Origin of the sequence: Methylobacterium sp. Leaf399 (assembly GCF_001424525.1) — a bacterium.
Classification (GTDB): domain Bacteria; phylum Pseudomonadota; class Alphaproteobacteria; order Rhizobiales; family Beijerinckiaceae; genus Methylobacterium.
This window is the reverse complement of sequence record NZ_LMQK01000009.1, coordinates 15,270-34,489: the sequence shown is the minus strand read 5'-3', so window position 1 is coordinate 34,489 and position 19,220 is coordinate 15,270. Positions and strand designations below refer to the sequence as shown.

The 19,220-nt window shown below is 70.7% G+C and carries 12 protein-coding genes; 5 read left to right on the top strand and 7 right to left on the bottom strand.

All coding sequences use genetic code 11. The features are described from left to right. Positions 1 to 82: 82 nt before the first annotated feature. Entirely contained in the window at positions 83 to 1,027 is a 945-nt protein-coding gene (locus tag ASG40_RS07740; protein WP_055883200.1) for a ribose-phosphate pyrophosphokinase, read from the top strand. A 455-nt stretch (positions 1,028 to 1,482) separates the two neighbouring features. Here ASG40_RS07740 and ASG40_RS07735 read toward each other — a convergent pair whose 3' ends face one another. Together ASG40_RS07735 and uvrA are read right to left on the bottom strand one after the other, a co-directional pair. Beyond that, a complete protein-coding gene (locus ASG40_RS07735) occupies positions 1,483 to 2,445 on the bottom strand; it encodes a transporter (RefSeq protein WP_055883198.1) in 963 nt (320 codons plus the stop codon). Positions 2,446 to 2,958: 513 nt separating this feature from the next. Then, a complete protein-coding gene (gene uvrA / locus ASG40_RS07730) occupies positions 2,959 to 6,105 on the bottom strand; it encodes an excinuclease ABC subunit UvrA (protein ID WP_055883196.1) in 3,147 nt (1,048 codons plus the stop codon). 491 nt (positions 6,106 to 6,596) lie between these two features. Here uvrA and ASG40_RS07725 point away from each other — a divergent pair, with 491 nt between their 5' ends. Then, positions 6,597 to 8,078 carry a methyl-accepting chemotaxis protein gene (locus ASG40_RS07725; RefSeq protein WP_055883195.1) on the top strand — a complete coding sequence of 494 codons (1,482 nt, stop codon included), beginning with the start codon at positions 6,597 to 6,599 and terminating at the stop codon, positions 8,076 to 8,078. A 246-nt stretch (positions 8,079 to 8,324) separates the two neighbouring features. Then, positions 8,325 to 10,379 carry a methyl-accepting chemotaxis protein gene (locus ASG40_RS07720; RefSeq protein ID WP_055883193.1) on the top strand — a complete coding sequence of 685 codons (2,055 nt, stop codon included), beginning with the start codon at positions 8,325 to 8,327 and terminating at the stop codon, positions 10,377 to 10,379. Between the two features lie 49 nt (positions 10,380 to 10,428). Here the strand turns inward: ASG40_RS07720 and ASG40_RS07715 are convergent, their stop codons facing one another. Continuing rightward, positions 10,429 to 11,244: a Crp/Fnr family transcriptional regulator gene (locus ASG40_RS07715; protein ID WP_443136596.1), complete on the bottom strand. Its 816-nt coding sequence runs from the start codon at positions 11,242 to 11,244 to the stop codon at positions 10,429 to 10,431. A 309-nt stretch (positions 11,245 to 11,553) separates the two neighbouring features. Beyond that, a complete protein-coding gene (locus ASG40_RS07710; protein WP_055883223.1) occupies positions 11,554 to 11,796 on the bottom strand; it encodes a hypothetical protein in 243 nt (80 codons plus the stop codon). 227 nt (positions 11,797 to 12,023) lie between these two features. Between ASG40_RS07710 and ASG40_RS07705 the strand changes: the two genes are divergently transcribed. After that, on the top strand, positions 12,024 to 12,242 hold the full coding sequence (locus ASG40_RS07705; RefSeq protein WP_055883190.1) for a hypothetical protein: 219 nt from the start codon (positions 12,024 to 12,026) through the stop codon (positions 12,240 to 12,242). Between the two features lie 36 nt (positions 12,243 to 12,278). Here ASG40_RS07705 and ASG40_RS07700 read toward each other — a convergent pair whose 3' ends face one another. The 3 genes from ASG40_RS07700 to ASG40_RS07690 all read right to left on the bottom strand — a co-directional run bounded on the left by ASG40_RS07700 (position 12,279) and on the right by ASG40_RS07690 (position 18,283). Further along, on the bottom strand, positions 12,279 to 13,319 hold the full coding sequence (locus tag ASG40_RS07700; protein WP_055883188.1) for a hypothetical protein: 1,041 nt from the start codon (positions 13,317 to 13,319) through the stop codon (positions 12,279 to 12,281). Positions 13,320 to 13,354: 35 nt separating this feature from the next. Beyond that, entirely contained in the window at positions 13,355 to 16,459 is a 3,105-nt protein-coding gene (locus ASG40_RS07695; protein WP_055883187.1) for a penicillin-binding protein 1A, read from the bottom strand. 189 nt (positions 16,460 to 16,648) lie between these two features. Next, positions 16,649 to 18,283, bottom strand: a complete 1,635-nt coding sequence (locus tag ASG40_RS07690) for an ABC1 kinase family protein (RefSeq protein WP_055883185.1) — start codon at positions 18,281 to 18,283, stop codon at positions 16,649 to 16,651. A gap of 276 nt (positions 18,284 to 18,559) precedes the next feature. On the opposite strand from ASG40_RS07690, the gene ASG40_RS07685 reads away from it, so the two are divergent. After that, on the top strand, positions 18,560 to 19,204 hold the full coding sequence (locus ASG40_RS07685) for an MBL fold metallo-hydrolase (protein ID WP_055883183.1): 645 nt from the start codon (positions 18,560 to 18,562) through the stop codon (positions 19,202 to 19,204). Positions 19,205 to 19,220: the final 16 nt, after the last annotated feature.

Here is a 19,220-nt window from a genome sequence, read left to right as displayed (position 1 = left end):
CACGCCCGTCGTTCGGCCACGCGCACCGGGTCGGGTGCCATCCACGCCTGTCGGCGCGAGCACACTGGTGGAAAGTCCCGGCATGAAGTCCTCGATCAAGATCATCGCCGGCAACGCCAGCCGGCCGCTGGCCGAGGCCATCGCCGCCTATCTCGAGATGCCGCTGGCCAAATGCATGGTCCGGCGCTTCGCCGACATGGAGATCTTCGTCGAGCTGCAGGAGAACGTGCGCGGCGAGGACGTGTTCATCGTCCAGTCGACCTCCTACCCGGCCAACGATCACCTGATGGAACTGCTCATCATGATCGATGCCGCGCGGCGCTCCTCGGCCCGGCGCATCACCGCGGTGATCCCGTACTTCGGCTACGCCCGCCAGGACCGGCGCACGTCGGGCCGCACCCCGATCTCGGCCAAGCTGGTGGCCAACCTCATCACGGAAGCCGGCGCGGACCGGGTGATGACCCTCGATCTCCATGCCGGCCAGATCCAGGGCTTCTTCGACATCCCCACCGACAACCTCTTCGCCGCCCCGGTGATCGTGCGCGACATCAAGGAGCGCCTCGATCCCAGGGAGTGGATGGTGGTCTCCCCCGACGTCGGCGGCGTGGTGCGCGCGCGCGCCATCGCCAAGCGCATCGACGCGACGCTCGCCATCGTCGACAAGCGCCGCGAGCGCCCGGGCGAATCGGAGGTGATGAACATCATCGGCGAGGTCGAGGGGCGCTCGTGCATCCTCGTCGACGACATCGTCGATTCCGGCGGCACCCTCGTCAACGCCGCCGATGCGCTGCTGGCCGCCGGTGCCAAGGACGTCTCGGCCTACATCACCCACGGGGTGCTGTCGGGGGGTGCGGTCTCGCGCATCGCCGCCTCGCGGATGAAGGAGCTGGTGATCACCGACTCGATCCAGCCGACCCAGGCGGTCAAGCTCGCCCGCAACATCCGGGTCGCCACCATCGCGCCGCTGCTCGGCGAGGCCATCGGCCGGACCGCGACGGAATCGAGCGTGTCGAGCCTGTTCGCGTAAGCCGCCTCGGCTTCCTTCGACGTCCGGAACCCGTTCGTCCGTCACCATCGAAAAGCCTGCGGGGACGATCGCGGCCGGCGTTCGGCCGGCCCTGTCGCGCCCGTCCTGCCGAAGGCGAGGGATGGGGCGGTCCGACGTGAGGTCACGTCGGGCTCCGGACGTCCCGCCCTGCGCGACCGACCGCGCCCGGCCGAACCGCGAGCCGGGCCCGCCCCTGCGTGCGAGGCGGCGATCCATCGACCGGAGCCGGACCACCGATGGCGCGACGCGCTCGCACCGGACGAAGCCGTGACAACGAACGGCGGCCCCTTGCGTCCCTCGACGATCCGAAAGGCCCACGGGGGCCGGTCGCTCGCAGCCGGACGCGACCCCGAAAACGAAAAGGTCGCCCCCGGACGAACCGGGAGCGACCATTCAGATCGGTTCAGAGGATGAACGGATCTGGACTTGCGAGATCAGTACTTGCGGACGATCGGAGCGGCCGAAGCGACGACCGGGGTCGGCGAGTACAGCGGCACGATCACGCGGAACCAACCCTCGACCGTGTCGGCGCGACGGACGGCGTTCGCGACGGTGGTGGCGACATAGGCCTGGGCCGTGAACGGTCCGAAGTCGTAGCCGATGAGGCCGCCGAGCGAGAAGTTGCCGCGGTTGCGGAAGGCGAGGCTGTTCGGGCTGGTGTCGAGGTTGACGGTGCCGTAGCCGATGGCGCCGATCTCGAACTTGCCGAACTTCTTGGTCGCGGTCAGGTCGAGGTTGAGCGAGTCGGAGATGATGAACGGTCCACGGGTACCGAAAGCGTTGTTGCCGCCGAAGGTGGCCGGGGAGTCGTAGAAGTTGCCGGTCAGGTTGGCGGTGAGGTTGTAGCCGTCGCCGGTGTAGCTGATGGCGATGCCGGCGCGGTAGGTGTTCGAGGCCAGCTGCGGCAGCACGGGGGTGGCGAAGGTGGTGCCGGCGTTGTTCACGAGAACGCCGCGGTCGCCGTTGAGCTCGTTCAGGTAGACACCGCCGAGCAAGCTGACGCCGACGTTGCCGCCGAGGTCGAACGCCCAGATGCCGCCCACGAAGGTGCCGACGTTGATGGACAGGTCACGCGAACCGTTCGGGCCGCCGTTCTTGCCGAAGGCGAAGACGGTCGGGGGAGCGACGAGCAGCTCGATGCGGCCGCCGAAGGGAACGAACGGGGTCGACCACACCAGCACCGGGACGTTCACGCCGACGTCGACGCTGCCGGGGGTGACGTTCTCGTTGCTGCGGTAGACGAACGTGTTCAGCGCGTAGATGCCCTCGGGCAGCGGAGCGCCGGTGGCCAGACCGACCTGCTCACCGGGAACGGTGGTGGTCTGGGCATAGGACGCGGTAGCGGTCATGGTCATCGTGGCCGCAAGTGCTCCAGCGGCCAGCCAGTTCTTCGTCATCGTGTTTTTCCTTCCCAAGGATTTCAGGCGTCCGCGACGCAGCCTTACGCACCTTCCCGCTTGGTCCACCGCTTGGTCGCGGTGTGATTCGCAGTCGGTGTGTGGCCCCCCATTGCGGCCCCAAGTCGCGTCTCAACGCTGAGAACTATTCTACAGGTCGGCGGCGAATGACAGGGGGATGCTCGCCGGCAAGGCAGTTCCAAATCGACCGTTGCGCAAAAGCCGCAATTCGGCTGCACGGCCTGGAAAGGATTCGTTAAGGTCTTGCCCAAGATCTCGTGACGAAGACCTTGGGTTTGTCCGGGACGCGTCGGCAGAATAACGCAAGACGATCAATCGCTTGATCGGGAGCCTACGGCCGGGACGATTGCGCAATCGCGCGTCGACCGATGCGCAAACCGGCGTCACGGCCTCGCCCGCCCCGACGGTCCGCCGGAGGCCTCCAGCGGGCCCCAAACGGGCAGCGACCGCCCGAATCACGGGCAGGCGCGCCTTTCCGGAGCGACGCCGGCTTCAGCGGCCGCCGGCAGCCCGCGCCTTGGGGATCGGCGGCTTGGGGGACGTCGCCTTGGGGGACGTCGTCTTGGAAGCCGGCGCTCCCAGGGGCCGCCGGGCGAGCACGTCGCGCAGGAAGCGGCCGGTGTGGCTGCCCTTCGCCGCCGCGATCTGCTCGGGCGTGCCCTGCGCCACGACCTCGCCGCCGCCGTCGCCGCCCTCGGGCCCCATGTCGATCACCCAGTCGGCGGTCTTGATGACCTCGAGGTTGTGCTCGATCACCACCACGGTGTTGCCCTGGTCCACGAGTTCGTGGAGCACCTCCATGAGCTTGGCGACGTCGTGGAAGTGCAGGCCGGTGGTGGGCTCGTCGAGGATGTAGAGGGTGCGGCCCGTGGCGCGCTTCGAGAGCTCCTTGGAGAGCTTCACCCGCTGCGCCTCGCCGCCCGACAGGGTGGTGGCCTGCTGGCCGACCTTGACGTAGCCGAGGCCGACGCGGGCCAGCGTCTCCATCTTCTCGCGGATCGAGGGGACGGCCTTGAACAGGTCGGCGGCCTCCTCCACCGTCATGTCGAGGACGTCGGCGATGGAGCGGCCGCGATACTTCACCTCCAGGGTCTCGCGGTCGTAGCGGCGGCCCTTGCAAACGTCGCAGGTGACGTAGACGTCCGGCAGGAAGTGCATCTCGATCTTGATGACGCCGTCGCCCGAGCAGGCCTCGCAGCGCCCGCCCCTGACGTTGAAGGAGAACCGCCCGGCCTGGTAGCCGCGGGCCTTGGCCTCGGGCAGCGCCGAGAACCAGTCGCGGATCGGGGTGAAGGCGCCGGTGTAGGTGGCCGGGTTGGAGCGCGGGGTGCGCCCGATCGGGGACTGGTCGATGTCGATGACCTTGTCGAGGTGTTCCAGCCCCTCCAGGCGCTCGTGCGGGGCGGGGTGCTCCATCGCCCCGTTCAGGTTCTTGGCCACCGCCTTGTAGAGGGTGTCGATGATCAGGGTCGACTTGCCGCCGCCCGAGACGCCCGAGACGCAGGTGAAGGTGCCCAGCGGAATCTCGACGGTGACGTCCTTGAGGTTGTGGCCGCGTGCGCCGACCAGGGTGAGCTTGCCCTTGGCCCCCTTGCGCCGGGCGGTGGGGGTGCGCACGCTCATTTCGCCGGTCAGGTACTTGGCGGTGAGGGAGGCGGGGTTGGCCAGGACCTCCGCGGGCGTGCCCTGCGCGATGATCCGCCCGCCGTGGATGCCCGCACCGGGCCCGACGTCGACCACGTGGTCGGCCTGCAGGATCGCGTCCTCGTCGTGCTCGACCACGATGACCGAATTGCCCAGGTCCCGCAGGCGCTTGAGGGTGCCGAGCAGGCGCTCGTTGTCGCGCTGGTGCAGGCCGATCGAGGGCTCGTCCAGCACGTAGAGCACACCGGTGAGGCCCGAGCCGATCTGCGAGGCGAGCCGGATGCGCTGGCTCTCGCCGCCCGAGAGCGTGCCCGCCCCGCGCGCCAGGCTGAGGTAGTCGAGCCCGACGTCGATGAGGAAGGTCAGGCGGTCGCGGATCTCCTTGAGGATGCGCGCGGCGATCTCGTTCTGCTTGTCGGTGAGCTGCCCCGAGAGGTCGGAGAACCAGCGGTGGGCCTCGCGCACCGACAGGGCCGTGGCCTGCCCGATGTCCTGCATCGCCACCTTCACCGCCAGGGCCTCGGGCTTGAGGCGCTTGCCGGCGCAGGCCGCGCAGGGCGTCTCGCTCATGAACCGCGAGATGTCCTCGCGGGAGGCGTCGCTCTCGGTCTCCTTGTAGCGGCGCTCCAGGTTGGGGATCACGCCCTCGAACGGCTTGTTGACCGCATAGGCGCGAAGCCCGTCGTTGTAGGAGAACCGGATCGACTCGCGGCCCGAGCCGTAGAGCACCACGGTGCGCGCGCTCTCGGGCAGGTCGGCCCAGGGCACGCCGGTCTTGAAGCCGTAGTGCTGGCTCAGGGCATCGAGGGTCTGGCCGTAATAGGGCGAGGTCGATTTCGCCCAGGGGCCGATGGCGCCGCGCTTGAGGCTCAGGCGCAGATCGGAGATCACGAGTTCGGGGTCGATCCGCATCTCGTGGCCGATGCCGCCGCAGGTCGGGCAGGCGCCGAAGGGGTTGTTGAAGGAAAACAGCCTGGGCTCGATCTCCGCGATGGTGAAGCCGGAGACCGGGCAGGCGAAGCGCGAGGAGAAGGTGATCGGCTCGGGGCTTTCGCCCTCGGCCCCGTCTGCGAAGGCCACGAGGGCGATGCCGTCGGCGAGTTCCAGCGCCGTCTCGAAGGATTCCGCCAGCCGCCCGGCGATGTCGGCGCGCACCGCGATGCGGTCCACCACCACGTCGATGTCGTGCTTGAGCTTCTTGTCGAGTTTCGGCGCGTCCTCGATCGGGTAGTATTCGCCGTCGATGCGAAGGCGCTGGAAGCCCTTCTTCTGGAACTCGGCGATCTCCTTGCGGTACTCGCCCTTGCGGCCGCGCACCACGGGGGCGAGCAGGTAGAGCCGGGTCTTCTCGGGCAGCGCCAGCACCCGGTCGACCATCTGGCTGACGGTCTGGCTCTCGATCGGCAGGCCTGTGGCGGGCGAATAGGGGATGCCGACCCGCGCCCACAGGAGGCGCATGTAGTCGTAGATCTCGGTGACGGTCCCCACGGTGGAGCGCGGGTTCTTGGAGGTGGTCTTCTGCTCGATGGAGATCGCCGGCGAGAGCCCGTCGATCTGGTCGACGTCGGGCTTGGCCATCATCTCCAGGAACTGGCGGGCGTAGGCCGAGAGCGACTCGACGTAGCGGCGCTGGCCTTCGGCGTAGATCGTGTCGAAGGCCAGCGACGACTTGCCGGAGCCCGACAGCCCGGTGAAGACCACGAGGCGGTCGCGCGGGATCGTGAGGTCGATGTTCTTGAGGTTGTGCTCGCGCGCGCCGCGCACGGCGATGACCCGGGTGTCGCGCGGACCGTCGAACAGCGCCTCGAGCCGGGCCTCGGCCTGTGCTTCCTCGGCCGCCGGCTCGGCCTTCGCCCGGACGCCCTTGGCGGCGGCGGCCTTCGAAGACGCCGTCTTCGGGGAGACCGGTTTGGGCGGCGCGCTCGCGGCCGGGCTGGTCTCGTCGAGACTGGTCTTGTCGAGACTGGTCTTGGCGGCGGCTTTGGCTTTGGCCATCGGGTCTCTTCGGAATCACGCGTGGAGCGACCGTGGCGGCACCGGCCGGGCCGAACCCGCGCGGGCCGCGGTCGTTCGGTGGTTGCTATGTCGTCCGGGCGGATCGGATCGGCAAGAGCCCCGGGTCGGCAAGAACCCGAGAGCGGCAAGAGCCCGGGAGTGGCGAGAGCCCGGGACCGGCGAGAGCCCGACACCGGCTCCGGCGCGAGTAGCCGCACCGGCGCGGCGGCTCGTCTCGCACGCGCCACAAGGTTTCGCCCGATGCCGGCCGTCGGCGAAGGATCTGCCTTTGCAGCGCCAAGGCATTCGCGCGGGGGCGGCCCACCCGTTCGAGATACCGATCCGTTCACGGACCGCGCTGCAACGATCTTAACTCAGGATTAAACCCTATGGTGGTATTTTTTCACATCGAATACATGCGTCGGCGGATCTGATCGACGCGGATGCGCGTCGGTCCCGGTCGACACCGGGGCGGGACGCCGGAGGCCATCATGATCGACGTATGGGGCAGATCGTCCTTCGAGCAGAAGGCGACGCTGGCGGCACTCTCCCAGTCCAACGGCATCATCGAGTTCGATCTCGACGGCGTCATCATCACCGCCAACGAGCGGTTCCTGGAGGTGGTCGGCTACGACCTGTCCGAGATCCAGGGCCGGCACCACAGGCTGTTCGTGGAGGCCGACGAACAGGCCGGCGCCGCCTATGCCGACTTCTGGCAGAACCTCCGGTCCGGCCGCTACCAGGCCGCCCAGTACCGGCGCCTGGGCAAGGGCGGCCGCGAGGTGTGGATCGAGGCGTCCTACAACCCGGTCCTCGACCGCTCCGGCCGACCGTTCAAGGTCGTGAAGATCGCCACCGACGTGACCGCCCGCAAGCTCATGGATGCCGATCGCCAGGGTCAGATCGAGGCCATCGGCAAGTCGCAGGCGGTGATCGCGTTCGACCTCGACGGCACCATCCTGGACGCCAACGCCAACTTCCTGTCGACCCTCGGCTTCGACCTGTCGGAGATCGTTGGCCGCCACCACGGCATCTTCGTGGAGCCGGAGGTGCGGGCGGGCGCCGCCTACGGCGAGTTCTGGGCGGCCCTGCGCCGGGGCGTCTACCAGGCCGGCCAGTTCAAGCGCATCGCCAAGGACGGCCGCGCGGTCTGGATCGAGGCCTCCTACAACCCGATCCTGGACGCCAGCGGGCGGCCCTACAAGATCGTCAAATTCGCGAGCGACGTCACCGCGCAGGTGACGATGCTGATGAAGCTCCAGGCCCTGCTGGAACGGAATTTCGGCGAGATCGACGGGGCCCTGGCCGTGTCGGACCGCGAATCCGCGGCCGCGGCGCAGGCGGCCGGCTCCACCTCCACCAACGTCCAGACCATGGCGGCGGCGGCCGAGGAACTGGCGGCCTCGGTCTGCGAGATCTCGCAGAGCATGTCCAAGTCCCGCCACGCCACGGACGACGCGCAGAACCAGGTCAAGGCCGCCGGCGCCTTCACGCACAGGCTCACCGAGGCGGCCACCGCCATGGGCGGCATCGTCGGCCTGATCCAGACCATCGCCGGCCAGATCAACCTGCTCGCCCTCAACGCCACCATCGAATCCGCCAGGGCGGGGGAGGCCGGCCGGGGCTTCGCGGTGGTGGCCCAGGAGGTCAAGAACCTCGCCAACCAGGCCGCGACGGCGACACAGCGCATCTCCACCGAGATCGACAGCGTCCAGGCGATCTCGCGGCAGGTGGCGGGCTCTCTCGACCGGATCGGCGGCAGCGTCGAGACGATGCGCGACCACGTGATCGCCACCGCCGCGGCGGTGGAGGAACAGAGCGTGGTCACGCAGGACATGTCCTCGAACATGCAGGTCGCCGCCGAGGCCGTGACCGCCATCGCCCGCAACCTCCACGGCATCACGGGCTCCGTCGGCAGTGTCTCGCAGGCGGTGGCGACCACGAAGGACGCCGTGCGCGTCCTGGCCCGATAGGCGTCAGGCGGGGACCTCCACGGGCAGGGGACGGCGGCCGCCACCGCCGGAAACGCATGCCTTGCCGGGCCGCCGGAGATGTCGGCGGGACAGCATGCGCGGCCGATAGACGAGACTTCGCCTCGCAGGCTAAATTTGCGACGAGGATGCGCAAACAAAAGGCAAAGGCCGACCCTTCAACCTTCCCTTTACACGAAGTCCGGCAGGGTGCCCGCAGATCTCTGGTACCTCGAGGCTTGCGGTTCGATGACGTTCGGTGTTTTGCGGTCCCTGCGGTCGCGTATTCTTCTCGTGGCCTTGGCCCCGTGCCTCGCCTTCGCCGTCGTGGCCGGCCTCGCGATCGACGAGCGCGTCGGCCAGCGCACCGAGATGGCGCGGATGGAGGACCTTGTCGGCCTCGCCGCCCGCGTCGGCGCCTTCGTCCACGAGGCCCAGCGCGAGCGCGGTGCATCGAGCCTGTTCCTCGGCTCGAAGGGCACCACCTTCAAGGAGGAGCTCGCCCGCCAGCGCCTCCTCACCGACGCCGGCCGGGAGGCCTTGGGCGAGACCTACGACCGGATGCACGCGGCCGGGTTGGGCACGAGCTTCGAGGGCCGGGGCGAGGCCCTGCGCAAGGGGCTCGGGCAGTTGCCCGCGCATCGCAAGGCGGTCGACGACCTCGCCCGGACGCCGGCCCAGAACTTGGCCGCCTATTCCGGCCTGATCGGTTCGGCCCTCGACCTCGTCCGCGAGATGTCGCAGGTGACGGCCAGCGGCGACATCACCACCCGCGTCTCGGCCTATGCCGCGTTCCTGTCGCTCAAGGAGTTCGCCGGACAGGAGCGCGCCACCGCCGCGGCGATCTTCGGCTCGGGTCGGCTCGACCTCGCCGCCCTCGGGCGGATCGCCACCCTCGCGGCCAACCAGGCCACCTACGAAGCGGTCTTCCGCCGGGCCGCGACGCCGGCCCAGCAGGCGATGCTCGACACGGCGCGCACCGGCGCGGCCTCGCGCGAGGTCGAGCGGCTGCGCGCCGTCATCCTCGACACCGTCCCCGGCCAGCCCCTCGCCTTCACCGACGGACCGGCCTGGTTCCGCCTCGCCTCGGAGCGCATCGACGCCCTCAAGGGCATCGAGGATCGCCTGTCGTCGGATCTCGCGCAGGCGGCCGGAACCGCACGGGCCGCGGCCGGCGACGCCGTCGTCGCCTGGACCGCCGCGAGCCTGGCCACCCTCCTGGCGTCCTGCATCGTCGCCTTCGCCTTCGGCACCGCCATCGCCCGTCCGCTCTCGCGCATCGCCACCGCCCTGACGGCGATCGGGCGCGACGAGGACGCCGGTGCGCTCCCCGAGGGGGGACCGCGCGAGGTCCGCGCCATCGCCGCCGCCGCGGTGGAGTTCCGCGACAGCCTCGCCGAGGGCCGGGCCAGCCGCAGCCGGGGCGACCGGGCGATGGCCGCGGCCGCCGCGGACCGCCGCGCCGCCATGTTCGCGCTGGCCGACAGCTTCGAGGCGAGAGCCGGCGGCATCGTCGAGGCGGTCTCGGCCTCCTCGACGCGACTCGAATCGGCCGCCCACCACCTGTCCCGTGCGGCCGCCGACACCTCGTCGCTGAGCGAGGCCGTCGCCGTCGCCTCCCGCGAGGCCGCCGCCAGCGCCGATACGGTCGCGGCGGCCACCGAGGAGCTTACCGCCTCGGTGCGCGGGATCGGCGAGCGCGTCGGCGCCTCGGCCGCCGTCGCCGACGAGGCCGAGCGCAACGCCGCCCGGGTCACAGAGGAGGTCAACCGCCTCTCGATGGCCGCCGGCAGCATCGGCCAGATCGTCGGGCTGATCTCCGACATCGCCGGGCAGACCAACCTGCTCGCCCTCAACGCCACCATCGAGGCGGCGCGGGCCGGAGAGGCCGGGCGCGGGTTCGCCGTCGTCGCCGCCGAGGTCAAGAGCCTGGCGAGCCAGACCGCCAAGGCGACGCAGGAGATCGCCGGCAAGGTCTCGGAGATCACCGCCTCCACCGAGTCCTCCGTCGCCGCGATCCGGGGCATCGCCGAGGTGATCCAGCGCATGAGCCTGATCTCCGCCGAGATCGCGGCTTCCGTCGAGGAACAGGGCGCGGCGACCCTCGAGATCGCCCGCACCACCGCCCAGACCTCGGACGGGACGCGGACGGTCTCCGGCCACATCGCGGGGGTGAGCGAAGCGGCGCTCTCGACCAGCGGCGGCTCGGCGCAGGTGCTCGATGCGGCCAGGGACCTCTCGCGCCAGGCCACGGTGCTGCGCACCGAGGTGGCGGACTTCCTGGCGACGGTGCGCGCCGCCTGACGCGACGGCGGGCTCGTGCTTGCGGCCGAAGGAAGATGAGCGGCCGGCCTCAGGCCGGCCGGATCGCGCCCTCGTCGGGCGGATCGACCGCCACGAGGCGCCCGGAGGGGCCGTAGACGGCCCCGAGCACGTCCTCGTAGTGCCGGGCCACCATCCCGTGGCAGTCGCAGGCCGCCGCCCGGACCCGTGCCCGGTCGAGGATGGTGATGCGGCCGCGGCCGACCTCGACGAGGCCCCGCTGCTGCAGGGTCCGCAGGACGCGGGTGAGGTAGGTCCGCTGCACCCCGAGCATGGCCGCCAGGAGCTCGTGGGTCACCGGCAGGACCTCGGTGCCGATCCGGTCCTGCAGGGTCAGGAGCCAGCGCAGGCAGCGTTCCTCGATCGGGTGGAGGGCGTTGCAGGCCACCGACTGCAGCACCTGCGCCAGCAGGCAGTCGGCGTAGCGGACGAACAGGTCGGCGAGCGCCGGCGACAGGCGCTTGGCCTCCTGCAGCCGCAGGGCCTCGATCCGCAGGACCGGGCCGCCGATCTGGACCACCGCCGAGGTCGAGGCCGGCAGGCAGCCGTTGCTCACCACCCCGCCGACGGCGCCCTCGCGGCCGATCGTGGCCGCCTCGGCGCTGCGCCCGTCGCGCATGGCGACCAGCAGGGTCGTCACGGTCAGGTCGCAGGGAAACGAGATGACCGACACCGCCTCGCCCGCCGTGAACAGCCGGTCGCCGCGCCGGGTGTGGACGAGCTCCATGTGCGGCGCCAGGCGCGCGCGGTCCGGCGCCTGCAGCGCCCTGAGCAGGAGGTTGCCCTCGAAGGGGATCGCGGGAGCGGGCGCCGCGGCCGGCCGCGACGGGGCGTCTGTCGTGTTCACTGTGCGACCTCGGTGGGGAGCCGTCGCCGATCGTGCCGGCGGCCCACGGCGGCGCTGACCGTAAGCGGGTTCGTGTTGGCAGGCCAACACTTTACCCTGCTGAAGTCCTTGAACCTGCTGAAGTCCTCGGTCTGTCGCAGGTTTTCAAGGCAAACCCGGTGACCGCTTCTGCGAAACCCGCTTCGCATCGGATTCCTGCGAAAGCCGACAACCCGCTTGCGGCCCGCCGCCGGAGAGCAGCCCCCACGGAAGCGCGCAGCGGTTTCGCGATGAGGACCGGTGCCGGTGGAGCCCGCCCGGACGCGGCCTTCAGCCCTGGCCGGCCTCCTCGCCCTCGCCGATGCAGTCGAGGGCGCGCTCGACGGCGCTCACGGCGTCGAGCAGGTTCTGCACGGTGCGCTCGACCTCCCGGGTCGGCCGTCCCATGGCGGCGGCCCGCTCGCTCAGCGCCTGGAGCTGGTCGAGGAGGGAAAACAGGTCGTCGGCCACCGCCACGACGTCGCCGCGCGTCGGGGAGGGTTCGGGCCGGCGGAAGGGAACCACGTTGCTCATGACCGTCATCTGCACGCAAACGCGGCCGAAAGGCCAGACGGCGCGGCGGCGGCACGGCCCCAATAGCGGCGTCCTACCCCGGTCTTCTGGTGCCGTGGTCACTTTTTGCGTGGCGCAAGGACATCACTTGGCGGCGAAGCGTCGACGGCCCGTTCATCATGCGCTTGACGGGGGCAGCCCCCGGCAGCACCACGGCTCACGATCCGTCAAGCCGGGAACCCCACGCGATGCGCCTGCCCCACCTCGTCCTCGCCGTCGTCCTCTGCGGCGGGCTCGGCGCCTGCAACACGGACACCGGTCCCAACGGCCGCAGCGCCCTGTCGGAGACCTTCGACACCGGCAACTACCGCCAGTCGAGCAACACCAACGGCACCCAGACCCGACGCGACGTGAACCGCCAGTACACGGCCCCGTCGCTGCCCTCGATCATGTTCCGAGGCAACTGAGGCCGTTCACCGCTTGGCCATCGACCGCTTGGCCATTCACCGCTTGGCCATCGCGTCGGCGAAGGCGGCGAGGCGGTTGCGGGCGTAGACCGGCAGGCCGGCGCTGATCGAGGTGCCGGTGTTGAAGGACGAATTGCCCATCAGCACCTGGGCCGGCAGCAGGTTCTTGAGGACCGGCACGCGGGCGTACTCCTGCTTGCGGTCGAGCACGTCCGCCTTGATCGCCAGCGCCATGTAGGTGGTGACGACGCTCTTGGCGGGATCGCCCGGCAGTGGCTGGACCACCGCCAGGAACTTGCCGAAGCGCAGGATCTGGTTGACCCAGAAGATCGTCTGTTCGAGCCCGCCGGCCACCGGCGTCTCGATGCCTGTCAACGTCGAAAGACCCGCGGCCTCGGCGGCAGGAAGGGTGCGCAGCTCGCTCTGGAACGAGACGAATTCGGCGACCTTCTTGGCCGCCCCTTCCTCGAGCTTGTTGGCGAGCTTGACGCCCAGGGGCAGCTTGCCCTCCAGGTCGTAGCGCGACTCGATGCAGACGGTGCCCGGCGCGCACCACGGCCGGTCGGGGCGCTTCGCGAAGGCGGCGGCCGGGTCCTTGGTCGGGGTCACGTCGGCGGGGTCGAGCGCCTTGTGCTTGATCACCGGGTCCATCGTCGCGACGAAGGGCAGGGTGGCGTAGGCCGAGAGGTCGATGGCCTCGGGCGCCTTGGGCAGCACGAAGCGCCCCTGCGCCACGTAGACCTTGAGGGTCTCGTGGCGGGGTTTCGCGACGCCGTTGACGGTGACCGTGTAGTCGGGCTCGGCGTAGGCCGGGTAGGGGGCCAGCGCCGCGCGCTCGGCCGGCCGGCTCTTGCCCCAGTCGAGGTAGGGCACGAGCCCGCTCTCGGGGTTCGAGGGGTTGTCGCGGTGGTCCGTGAACAGGATCGTGCCCGGCTTCAGGCCGGCCAATCCCGCCGGGGTGATCGCCGGCACGTCCTTGATCCGTTCGGAGAGGGCGGCCGGGGTTTGGGCTTCGGCGACGGCCGGGGCCGCCAGGCTCAGGCCGAGGAGAAGGGTCGCGGCAAGCTGCGTCTGCACGTCGGGCGCCTCGGATGTCGGGATCGGTGGGGGGCTCAGTAGCGCGGGTCGTCGCCGAAGAGATAGTCGGGATCGCGGCGGCGCGGGCGCGGATAGGCGTCGTCCTCGCCGAAGGGCGAGCGGCTGGCGCCGGGCCAGGGCTGGTAGGTCTCGGGCTGGCGGTTGCGCAGGGGCGTGCCGCGGCCCCCGAAGGGATCGAGGGGATCGACCTCGGCGCGCCGGCGCCGGCGTAAGGTTTCGAGCACCTCCTGGTCCGGGTCGGTGCCGGCATCGGCGCTGCCGTCGACCCCTTCGAGGTCGCCGTCCTCGGCGTCGGGGCGCATGGCGGTGCGGGTCTCGCCGGGCAGCAGCCGGTAGCGGGTCTCGGCCATGCGCCCGTCCTTGAGGCGGAAATGCTCCATGAAGCCGCCCTCGGCGGTGGGCGCGCCGCTGCGCGCGTCGATCGGCAGGTCGACGAGGAGGTTTCGCGATTCCGCGGTCGGCGGCGCCAGCGGGGTCTTGGCCACGCCGTTGGCCCAGGCCGCCTGGAACAGGCTGCCGGCGATGGGCACGGCGACATGGCCGCCGGTCTGGCCGCGCCCCAGCGTCCGCCGGGTGCCGTCGGCGTTGTCGTAGCCGACCCAGACCACCACGGTGATCTCGTTGGAGAAGCCCGCGAACCAGGCGTCGTTCTCGTTCTCGGAGGTGCCGGTCTTGCCCGCGACATAGGCGGAGACGCGGGCGAGCGCGGCGGCGGTGCCGTGATGGGTCACCCCCTGCAGCATGGTCTTGAGCTGGTAGAAGGCGACCGCGTCGGCCGAGCCGATCCGCACCGGGGCGCGGGTGCCGCGCTGGTAGATCGCCTTGCCGTCGCGCTCCACCGCCTCCAGCACGTGGGGGGCGGGGCGCGCACCCTCGTTGGCGATGGCCGCATAGAAGGCGGCCAGATCGAGCATCCGCACCGGCTGCGAGCCGAGCACGAAGGGATAGTAGCGCTCGCACTCGGCGTAGAGCTGCGCCTCCAGCGCCAGGTCGCAGATCCGCTGGAGGCTCGCCGGTGCCGTCGGGGCGATGCCGCCCTGGAGCAGGCGGGCGGTGACGAGGTTCTTCGAGAACTCGAGGCCCCGGCGCAGGGTGATCGCGCCCGAGCCGCCGCCGTCGTAGTTCTTGGGGCTCCAGGAATCGCCGGCCCCGCCGATGGGCGGCAGCGTCACGGGGGAATCGAGCACCAGGGTGTTGGGCTGCAGGCCCGCGTTGAGCGCGGCGAGATAGGTGAGGGGCTTCAAGGTCGAGCCCGGCTGGCGCACGGTCTGCGTCACCCGGTTGAGCTGGCTGACCGGGTAGGAGAAGCCCCCGGCCATGGCCAGGATCGCGCCCGTGCGGTTCTCGATGACCACCGCCGCGCCCTGGACCGCCGGGCGCACCCGGATCTCGGCGCGCAGGGTCTTGGCCTTGGCGTCGCGCAGCTTCACCCGCACCACGTCGTAGGTCTGGAGGCGGCCCCGCGCCGGGCCGGGGTCGAGGCTGGCGGTGCGGCCGTCGGCGAGGCCGACCCTCACCGCCCCGCCCCTGGCGTCGAGCACCACCGCCAGCGGCCAGTGGACGTCGTAGAGCACCGGCCGGGCCGCTTCGAGGGCGCGCCGCCAGGTGGGTTTTTCGAGCAGGGGCTTGTCCGTCGTCGGCTTGTCAGCCGTCTTGGCGCGCACGACCGGTTTGGCCTCGACGGACTCGGTCGCCTTGGGCGCCGGCGGCGTCATCGCCGCCGCCTTGGCGTCGCCGCCCACGAGGAGGGGAACGCCGTTGACCAGCGCCGGCGAGGCGGCCGCGGCCTTCTGCGGCTCCGCGGCCGCCGGCGGAACCGTCACCGGGCCGCCCTCGAGCTTGCGGATCGCCTCGGCGAGGCTGAACTCCGGCCCCTCGTAGGTCTGGCGCCCGGTGGCGCGCTCGTAGGTGGAAAGCCCGTCCTGCAGGGCGGTCTCGGTGGCGCGCTGCAGCCCGGCGTTGAGGGTCGAGCGCAGGGTGTAGGAGGCCGCCGTCAGGGATTCGAGGCCCGCGAAGGTGCGCGCCTCGCGGGCGAGGTGATCGACCACGTAGAACCCGGTATCGCGCCGGCTCGCCTCGCCGGAGACGAGGCCCAGCGGCGCATTGGCGGCCTGGGCCAGCTCCGCCTCGGTGATCGTGCCCTCGTCCTTCATCCGGGCGAGCACGTAGGCCCGCCGTTCGCGGGCGCGCTCGGGGTATTTGTCGGGGCTGTAGAAGTTCGGGCCCTTGGGCATGCCCGCCAGCAGCGCCGCCTCGGTGAGGGTCAGCGCGCCCACCGATTTGCCGAAGTAGCTGCGCGCCGCCATCTCGATGCCGTAGGCGCCGCGCCCGAGGTAGATCGCGTTGAGGTAGAGCCCGAGGATCTCGGACTTCGACAGGATGCGCTCCAGGCGCGCCGCCACGATCATCTCGCGGATCTTGCGCTCGTAGGTGACGTCGTCGCCCACCATCAGGTTCTTGACCACCTGCTGGGTGATGGTGGAGCCGCCGGCCGGCCGACCCGGCGAGGCGAGGTTGCCGATGAAGGCGCGGATGACGCCGCGCTCGTCGATGCCCCGGTGCGTCTCGAACCTCTTGTCCTCGGCCGCCACGAACGCCTTTTGGACCATGACGGGCACCGTGGCGATCGGCACCACCAGGCGCCGGCCGTTGGGCTCGAAGGTCTCGGAGAAGCGCTTGCCCGCCCGGTCGAGGATGAGGCTCACGCCCGGGAGCTTGGGGTCCTTCCAGGTCTCGGCCGCCGGCAGGTCGGCGGCGGCCTTGTTGTAGAACGCGATCACCTCGCTCGCCTCGAAGGGCGAATCCTTCGGGGTCTCGCCCTTGCAGAACTGGCGGTAGCTGACGTTGAGCTCGCCGATGTCGAGCCCGTGCAGGAGCTTGGGCGCACCCGCCCCCGCCACCGCGGTGGGGTCCTCCATGGCGGTGGAGATGAGGTCGTCGAGGTTGATGTCCTCGATGTCGAAGGCTTTTCGCATGTGGGCGCAGCCGTCGCGCAGGATCTGCACCACCTGCGGCCCGTCGGTGGCCGGATCGAACTGCGTCTTCACCGCGTCCGGCCGGGTCGTCACCTGACTGAGCGTCAGGGCCGTCGCGAACAGCTTGATCAGGATGATGTTCATCGAGCGGCGGGCACCGGGGCGGATGGACGGGACGTGCGGACTGAGCGGGCGTCCCTCCTCCCCATTGCGGGGAGGGACGCCGATCGCGCTCGACGGACCCCGCACCCGCGAGCACGAGGTGCGCGAGCGTCAGGGCCGTCGAGCCTCAAGAAGGCCTGACAACGCGGCTGTATTGTGGAGGCCGCCCGCCTACTTGTTCCGCCCGAGCAACACCAGCCACCCGATCCCGATCACGAACACGCCCAACCCCACCGTGACGAAGGCCGGGGTGCCCAGATCCATGAAGCGCGGGGCGAGCTGCGTCGCGAAGGCGGCCACGATCAGGGCCACGGCGACGCGGGCGGCGGCCCGCTCGATGCCGCGGGTGAGCTTGTCGATGCCCTTCACCTCGATCTCGACGGTGACGCGGCCCTGCTTGAGGCGCACCAGCATCAGGTGGATCAGGGTCGGCAGCTCGGAGGCCGCGCCGAACAGGCCGGCGCCCACCGCCTCGACCTTGCGGGTCAGCCCCTTGATCGAGAACTGCGAGGCGAGCTTGCTCTTCACGGTGGGGCCGGCGGCGGTGAAGAGGTCGAACTTCGGGTCGAGCTGGCGCATCACGCCGTCGGCCGTCACCAGGCCCTTGAACAGGATGGCGAGGTCGGTGGGCATGGCCAGATCGTTCTCGCGGGCCATGGTCATGAAGTCGGTGAGCAGGTCGCCGAAGTTGAGGGCCGCCCCGGCATGGCGGTTGATAAAGGCCTGCGAGGAGGCCTCGAGCTTGGTCAGGTCCGGGTTGCTCGCCCCGGTCCAGTCGAGGAGCACCGCCATCAGCCCGTCGGCGTCCTCCTTGAGCATGGCGCCGATCAGCATCAGGAGCTGGGTGCGGCGGCGCTCGGACAGCCGGCCGATGATGCCGAAGTCGATGAAGCCGATGCGGTCGCCGCTCATCGCCAGCATGTTGCCGGGGTGCGGATCGGCGTGGAACACGCCCTCGATCAGGGCCATCTGCAGGAAGGCGTCGGTGCCCTTCTGGGCCAGCAGCACCTTGTCGATCCCGGCCGCGTCGAGGCGGGCATGGTCGTTGGGCGGGATGCCGTGGATGAACTCCTGCACGAGGACGCGCTCGGAGGTCCATTCCCAGTGGATCTTGGGCACCACGATGTCGTCGCGCTCGGAGAAGATCGCCGCGATGGTCTCGCAGTTGCGCGCCTCGTTGACGAGGTCGAGCTCGCCGTAGAGGCCGCCGGCCAGGTGGCGCATCTGCTCCTGGGGCTGGTAGCGCCCGAACTCCGGCCATTCGGCCACGACGATGCGGGTGGCGTGCGCCAGCAGGCGCAGGTCCGCCTCGATGATCTTGCGCAGGCCCGGCCGCAGCACCTTCACCACCACGTCCTCGCCGGTGTGGAGGCGGGCGCGGTAGACCTGGGCGATGGAGGCGGAGGCGAGCGGCGTCGTGTCGAACTCGGCGAAGACCTCCTCGGGGGTGCCCCCGAGGTCGGCCTCCAGCTGCGGCCGGATGCGCTCCCACGGGACCGGCGCCACCTGGCTGTGCAGCTTGGCCAGCTCGTCGGTCCACTCCGGGGTGAGCAGGTCGGGCCGGCTCGCCAGGATCTGCCCGAGCTTGACGAAGGTCGGCCCCAGGGTCTCGATCGCCCGGCGCACCCGCTGGGGCTGCGACAGGCGGGTGATGTCCACCCGCGGCGCCCTGCGCTTGGCCAGCCGCGCCACATGGGCGATGCCGAGGCGGTCCACCACCTTGTTGACGCCGTACCCGACCAGCACGGCCGTGATCTCGCCCAGGCGCTGACGGTCCCGGGCGGCGACGAAGGCGGTTCTCAGCATGACGACAAGGGGCTACCCCGGCTGGCGTTTTCGGATGGACGGGCGGACGAAGGGGCACGGGGGATCGCCGGGTCACCGGACGGATCGGCCGTATCCGCTCAATCAGCGCCCGCTAACCGCCGGGCGAGGCCGAAGTTTGGCGGGCCGCGGTTTTTGCGTGCCCCGGCGACGTCGCACCCGTGCCGGGGCCGACTCCCGTGTGACAGGTCGCGCAAGGACGCTTAGACCGTCGGGCATCCGCGCCGACGGGCGCCTCGATGGAGCAAAGCGGTCCCGATGCCAGGCACGCCCCGCGCCGGAATCATCCCGGTGACACCCTTCCAGCAGAACTGCACCCTGATCTGGTCCGACGAGACCAAGGTCGGCGCCGTGGTCGACCCCGGCGGCGACCTCGACCGGATCGTGGCGGCCATCGCCGCCCAGGGCATCACGATCGAGAAGATCCTGCTCACCCACGGCCACATCGACCACGCCGGCGGCGCCGACGAGCTGCGCGAGCGACTGGCGGTGCCGATCGAGGGCCCGCACGAGGCCGACCGCTACCTCCTCGACAGCCTGCCCGCCACGGGCGCCAACTACGGCCTCGAGGGCGCCCGCGCCGTGACCCCGGACCGCTGGCTGGCGGACGGGGACCTGGTCACGGTGGGCGAGCTCGCCTTCGACATCCTCCACGCGCCGGGCCATTCGCCGGGCAGCGTCGTGTTCGTGAGCCGGGACGCCCGCTTCGCGCTGGTGGGCGACGTGGTGTTCAAGGGCTCGGTCGGCCGCACCGACCTGCCCGGCGGCAGCCACGACCAGCTCATCCGCGCCATCAAGGAGAAGGTGCTGCCGCTGGGCGACGACATCGCCTTCATTCCCGGCCACGGCCCCACGAGCACCCTGGGCGAGGAGCGGCTGACGAACCCGTTCCTGCAGGATTGAGCCGCTCCGATCGGCC

What these genes read in the sequence shown, in the direction of transcription:
- ASG40_RS07740 (WP_055883200.1), top strand. Translation starts at nt 83, where the DNA reads ATGAAGTCCTCGATCAAGATCATCGCCGGCAACGCCAGCCGGCCGCTG.
- ASG40_RS07735 (WP_055883198.1), bottom strand. Translation starts at nt 2,445, where the DNA reads ATGACGAAGAACTGGCTGGCCGCTGGAGCACTTGCGGCCACGATGACC.
- uvrA (WP_055883196.1), bottom strand. Translation starts at nt 6,105, where the DNA reads ATGGCCAAAGCCAAAGCCGCCGCCAAGACCAGTCTCGACAAGACCAGT.
- ASG40_RS07725 (WP_055883195.1), top strand. Translation starts at nt 6,597, where the DNA reads ATGATCGACGTATGGGGCAGATCGTCCTTCGAGCAGAAGGCGACGCTG.
- ASG40_RS07720 (WP_055883193.1), top strand. Translation starts at nt 8,325, where the DNA reads ATGACGTTCGGTGTTTTGCGGTCCCTGCGGTCGCGTATTCTTCTCGTG.
- ASG40_RS07710 (WP_055883223.1), bottom strand. Translation starts at nt 11,796, where the DNA reads ATGAGCAACGTGGTTCCCTTCCGCCGGCCCGAACCCTCCCCGACGCGC.
- ASG40_RS07705 (WP_055883190.1), top strand. Translation starts at nt 12,024, where the DNA reads ATGCGCCTGCCCCACCTCGTCCTCGCCGTCGTCCTCTGCGGCGGGCTC.
- ASG40_RS07695 (WP_055883187.1), bottom strand. Translation starts at nt 16,459, where the DNA reads ATGAACATCATCCTGATCAAGCTGTTCGCGACGGCCCTGACGCTCAGT.
- ASG40_RS07690 (WP_055883185.1), bottom strand. Translation starts at nt 18,283, where the DNA reads ATGCTGAGAACCGCCTTCGTCGCCGCCCGGGACCGTCAGCGCCTGGGC.
- ASG40_RS07685 (WP_055883183.1), top strand. Translation starts at nt 18,560, where the DNA reads ATGCCAGGCACGCCCCGCGCCGGAATCATCCCGGTGACACCCTTCCAG.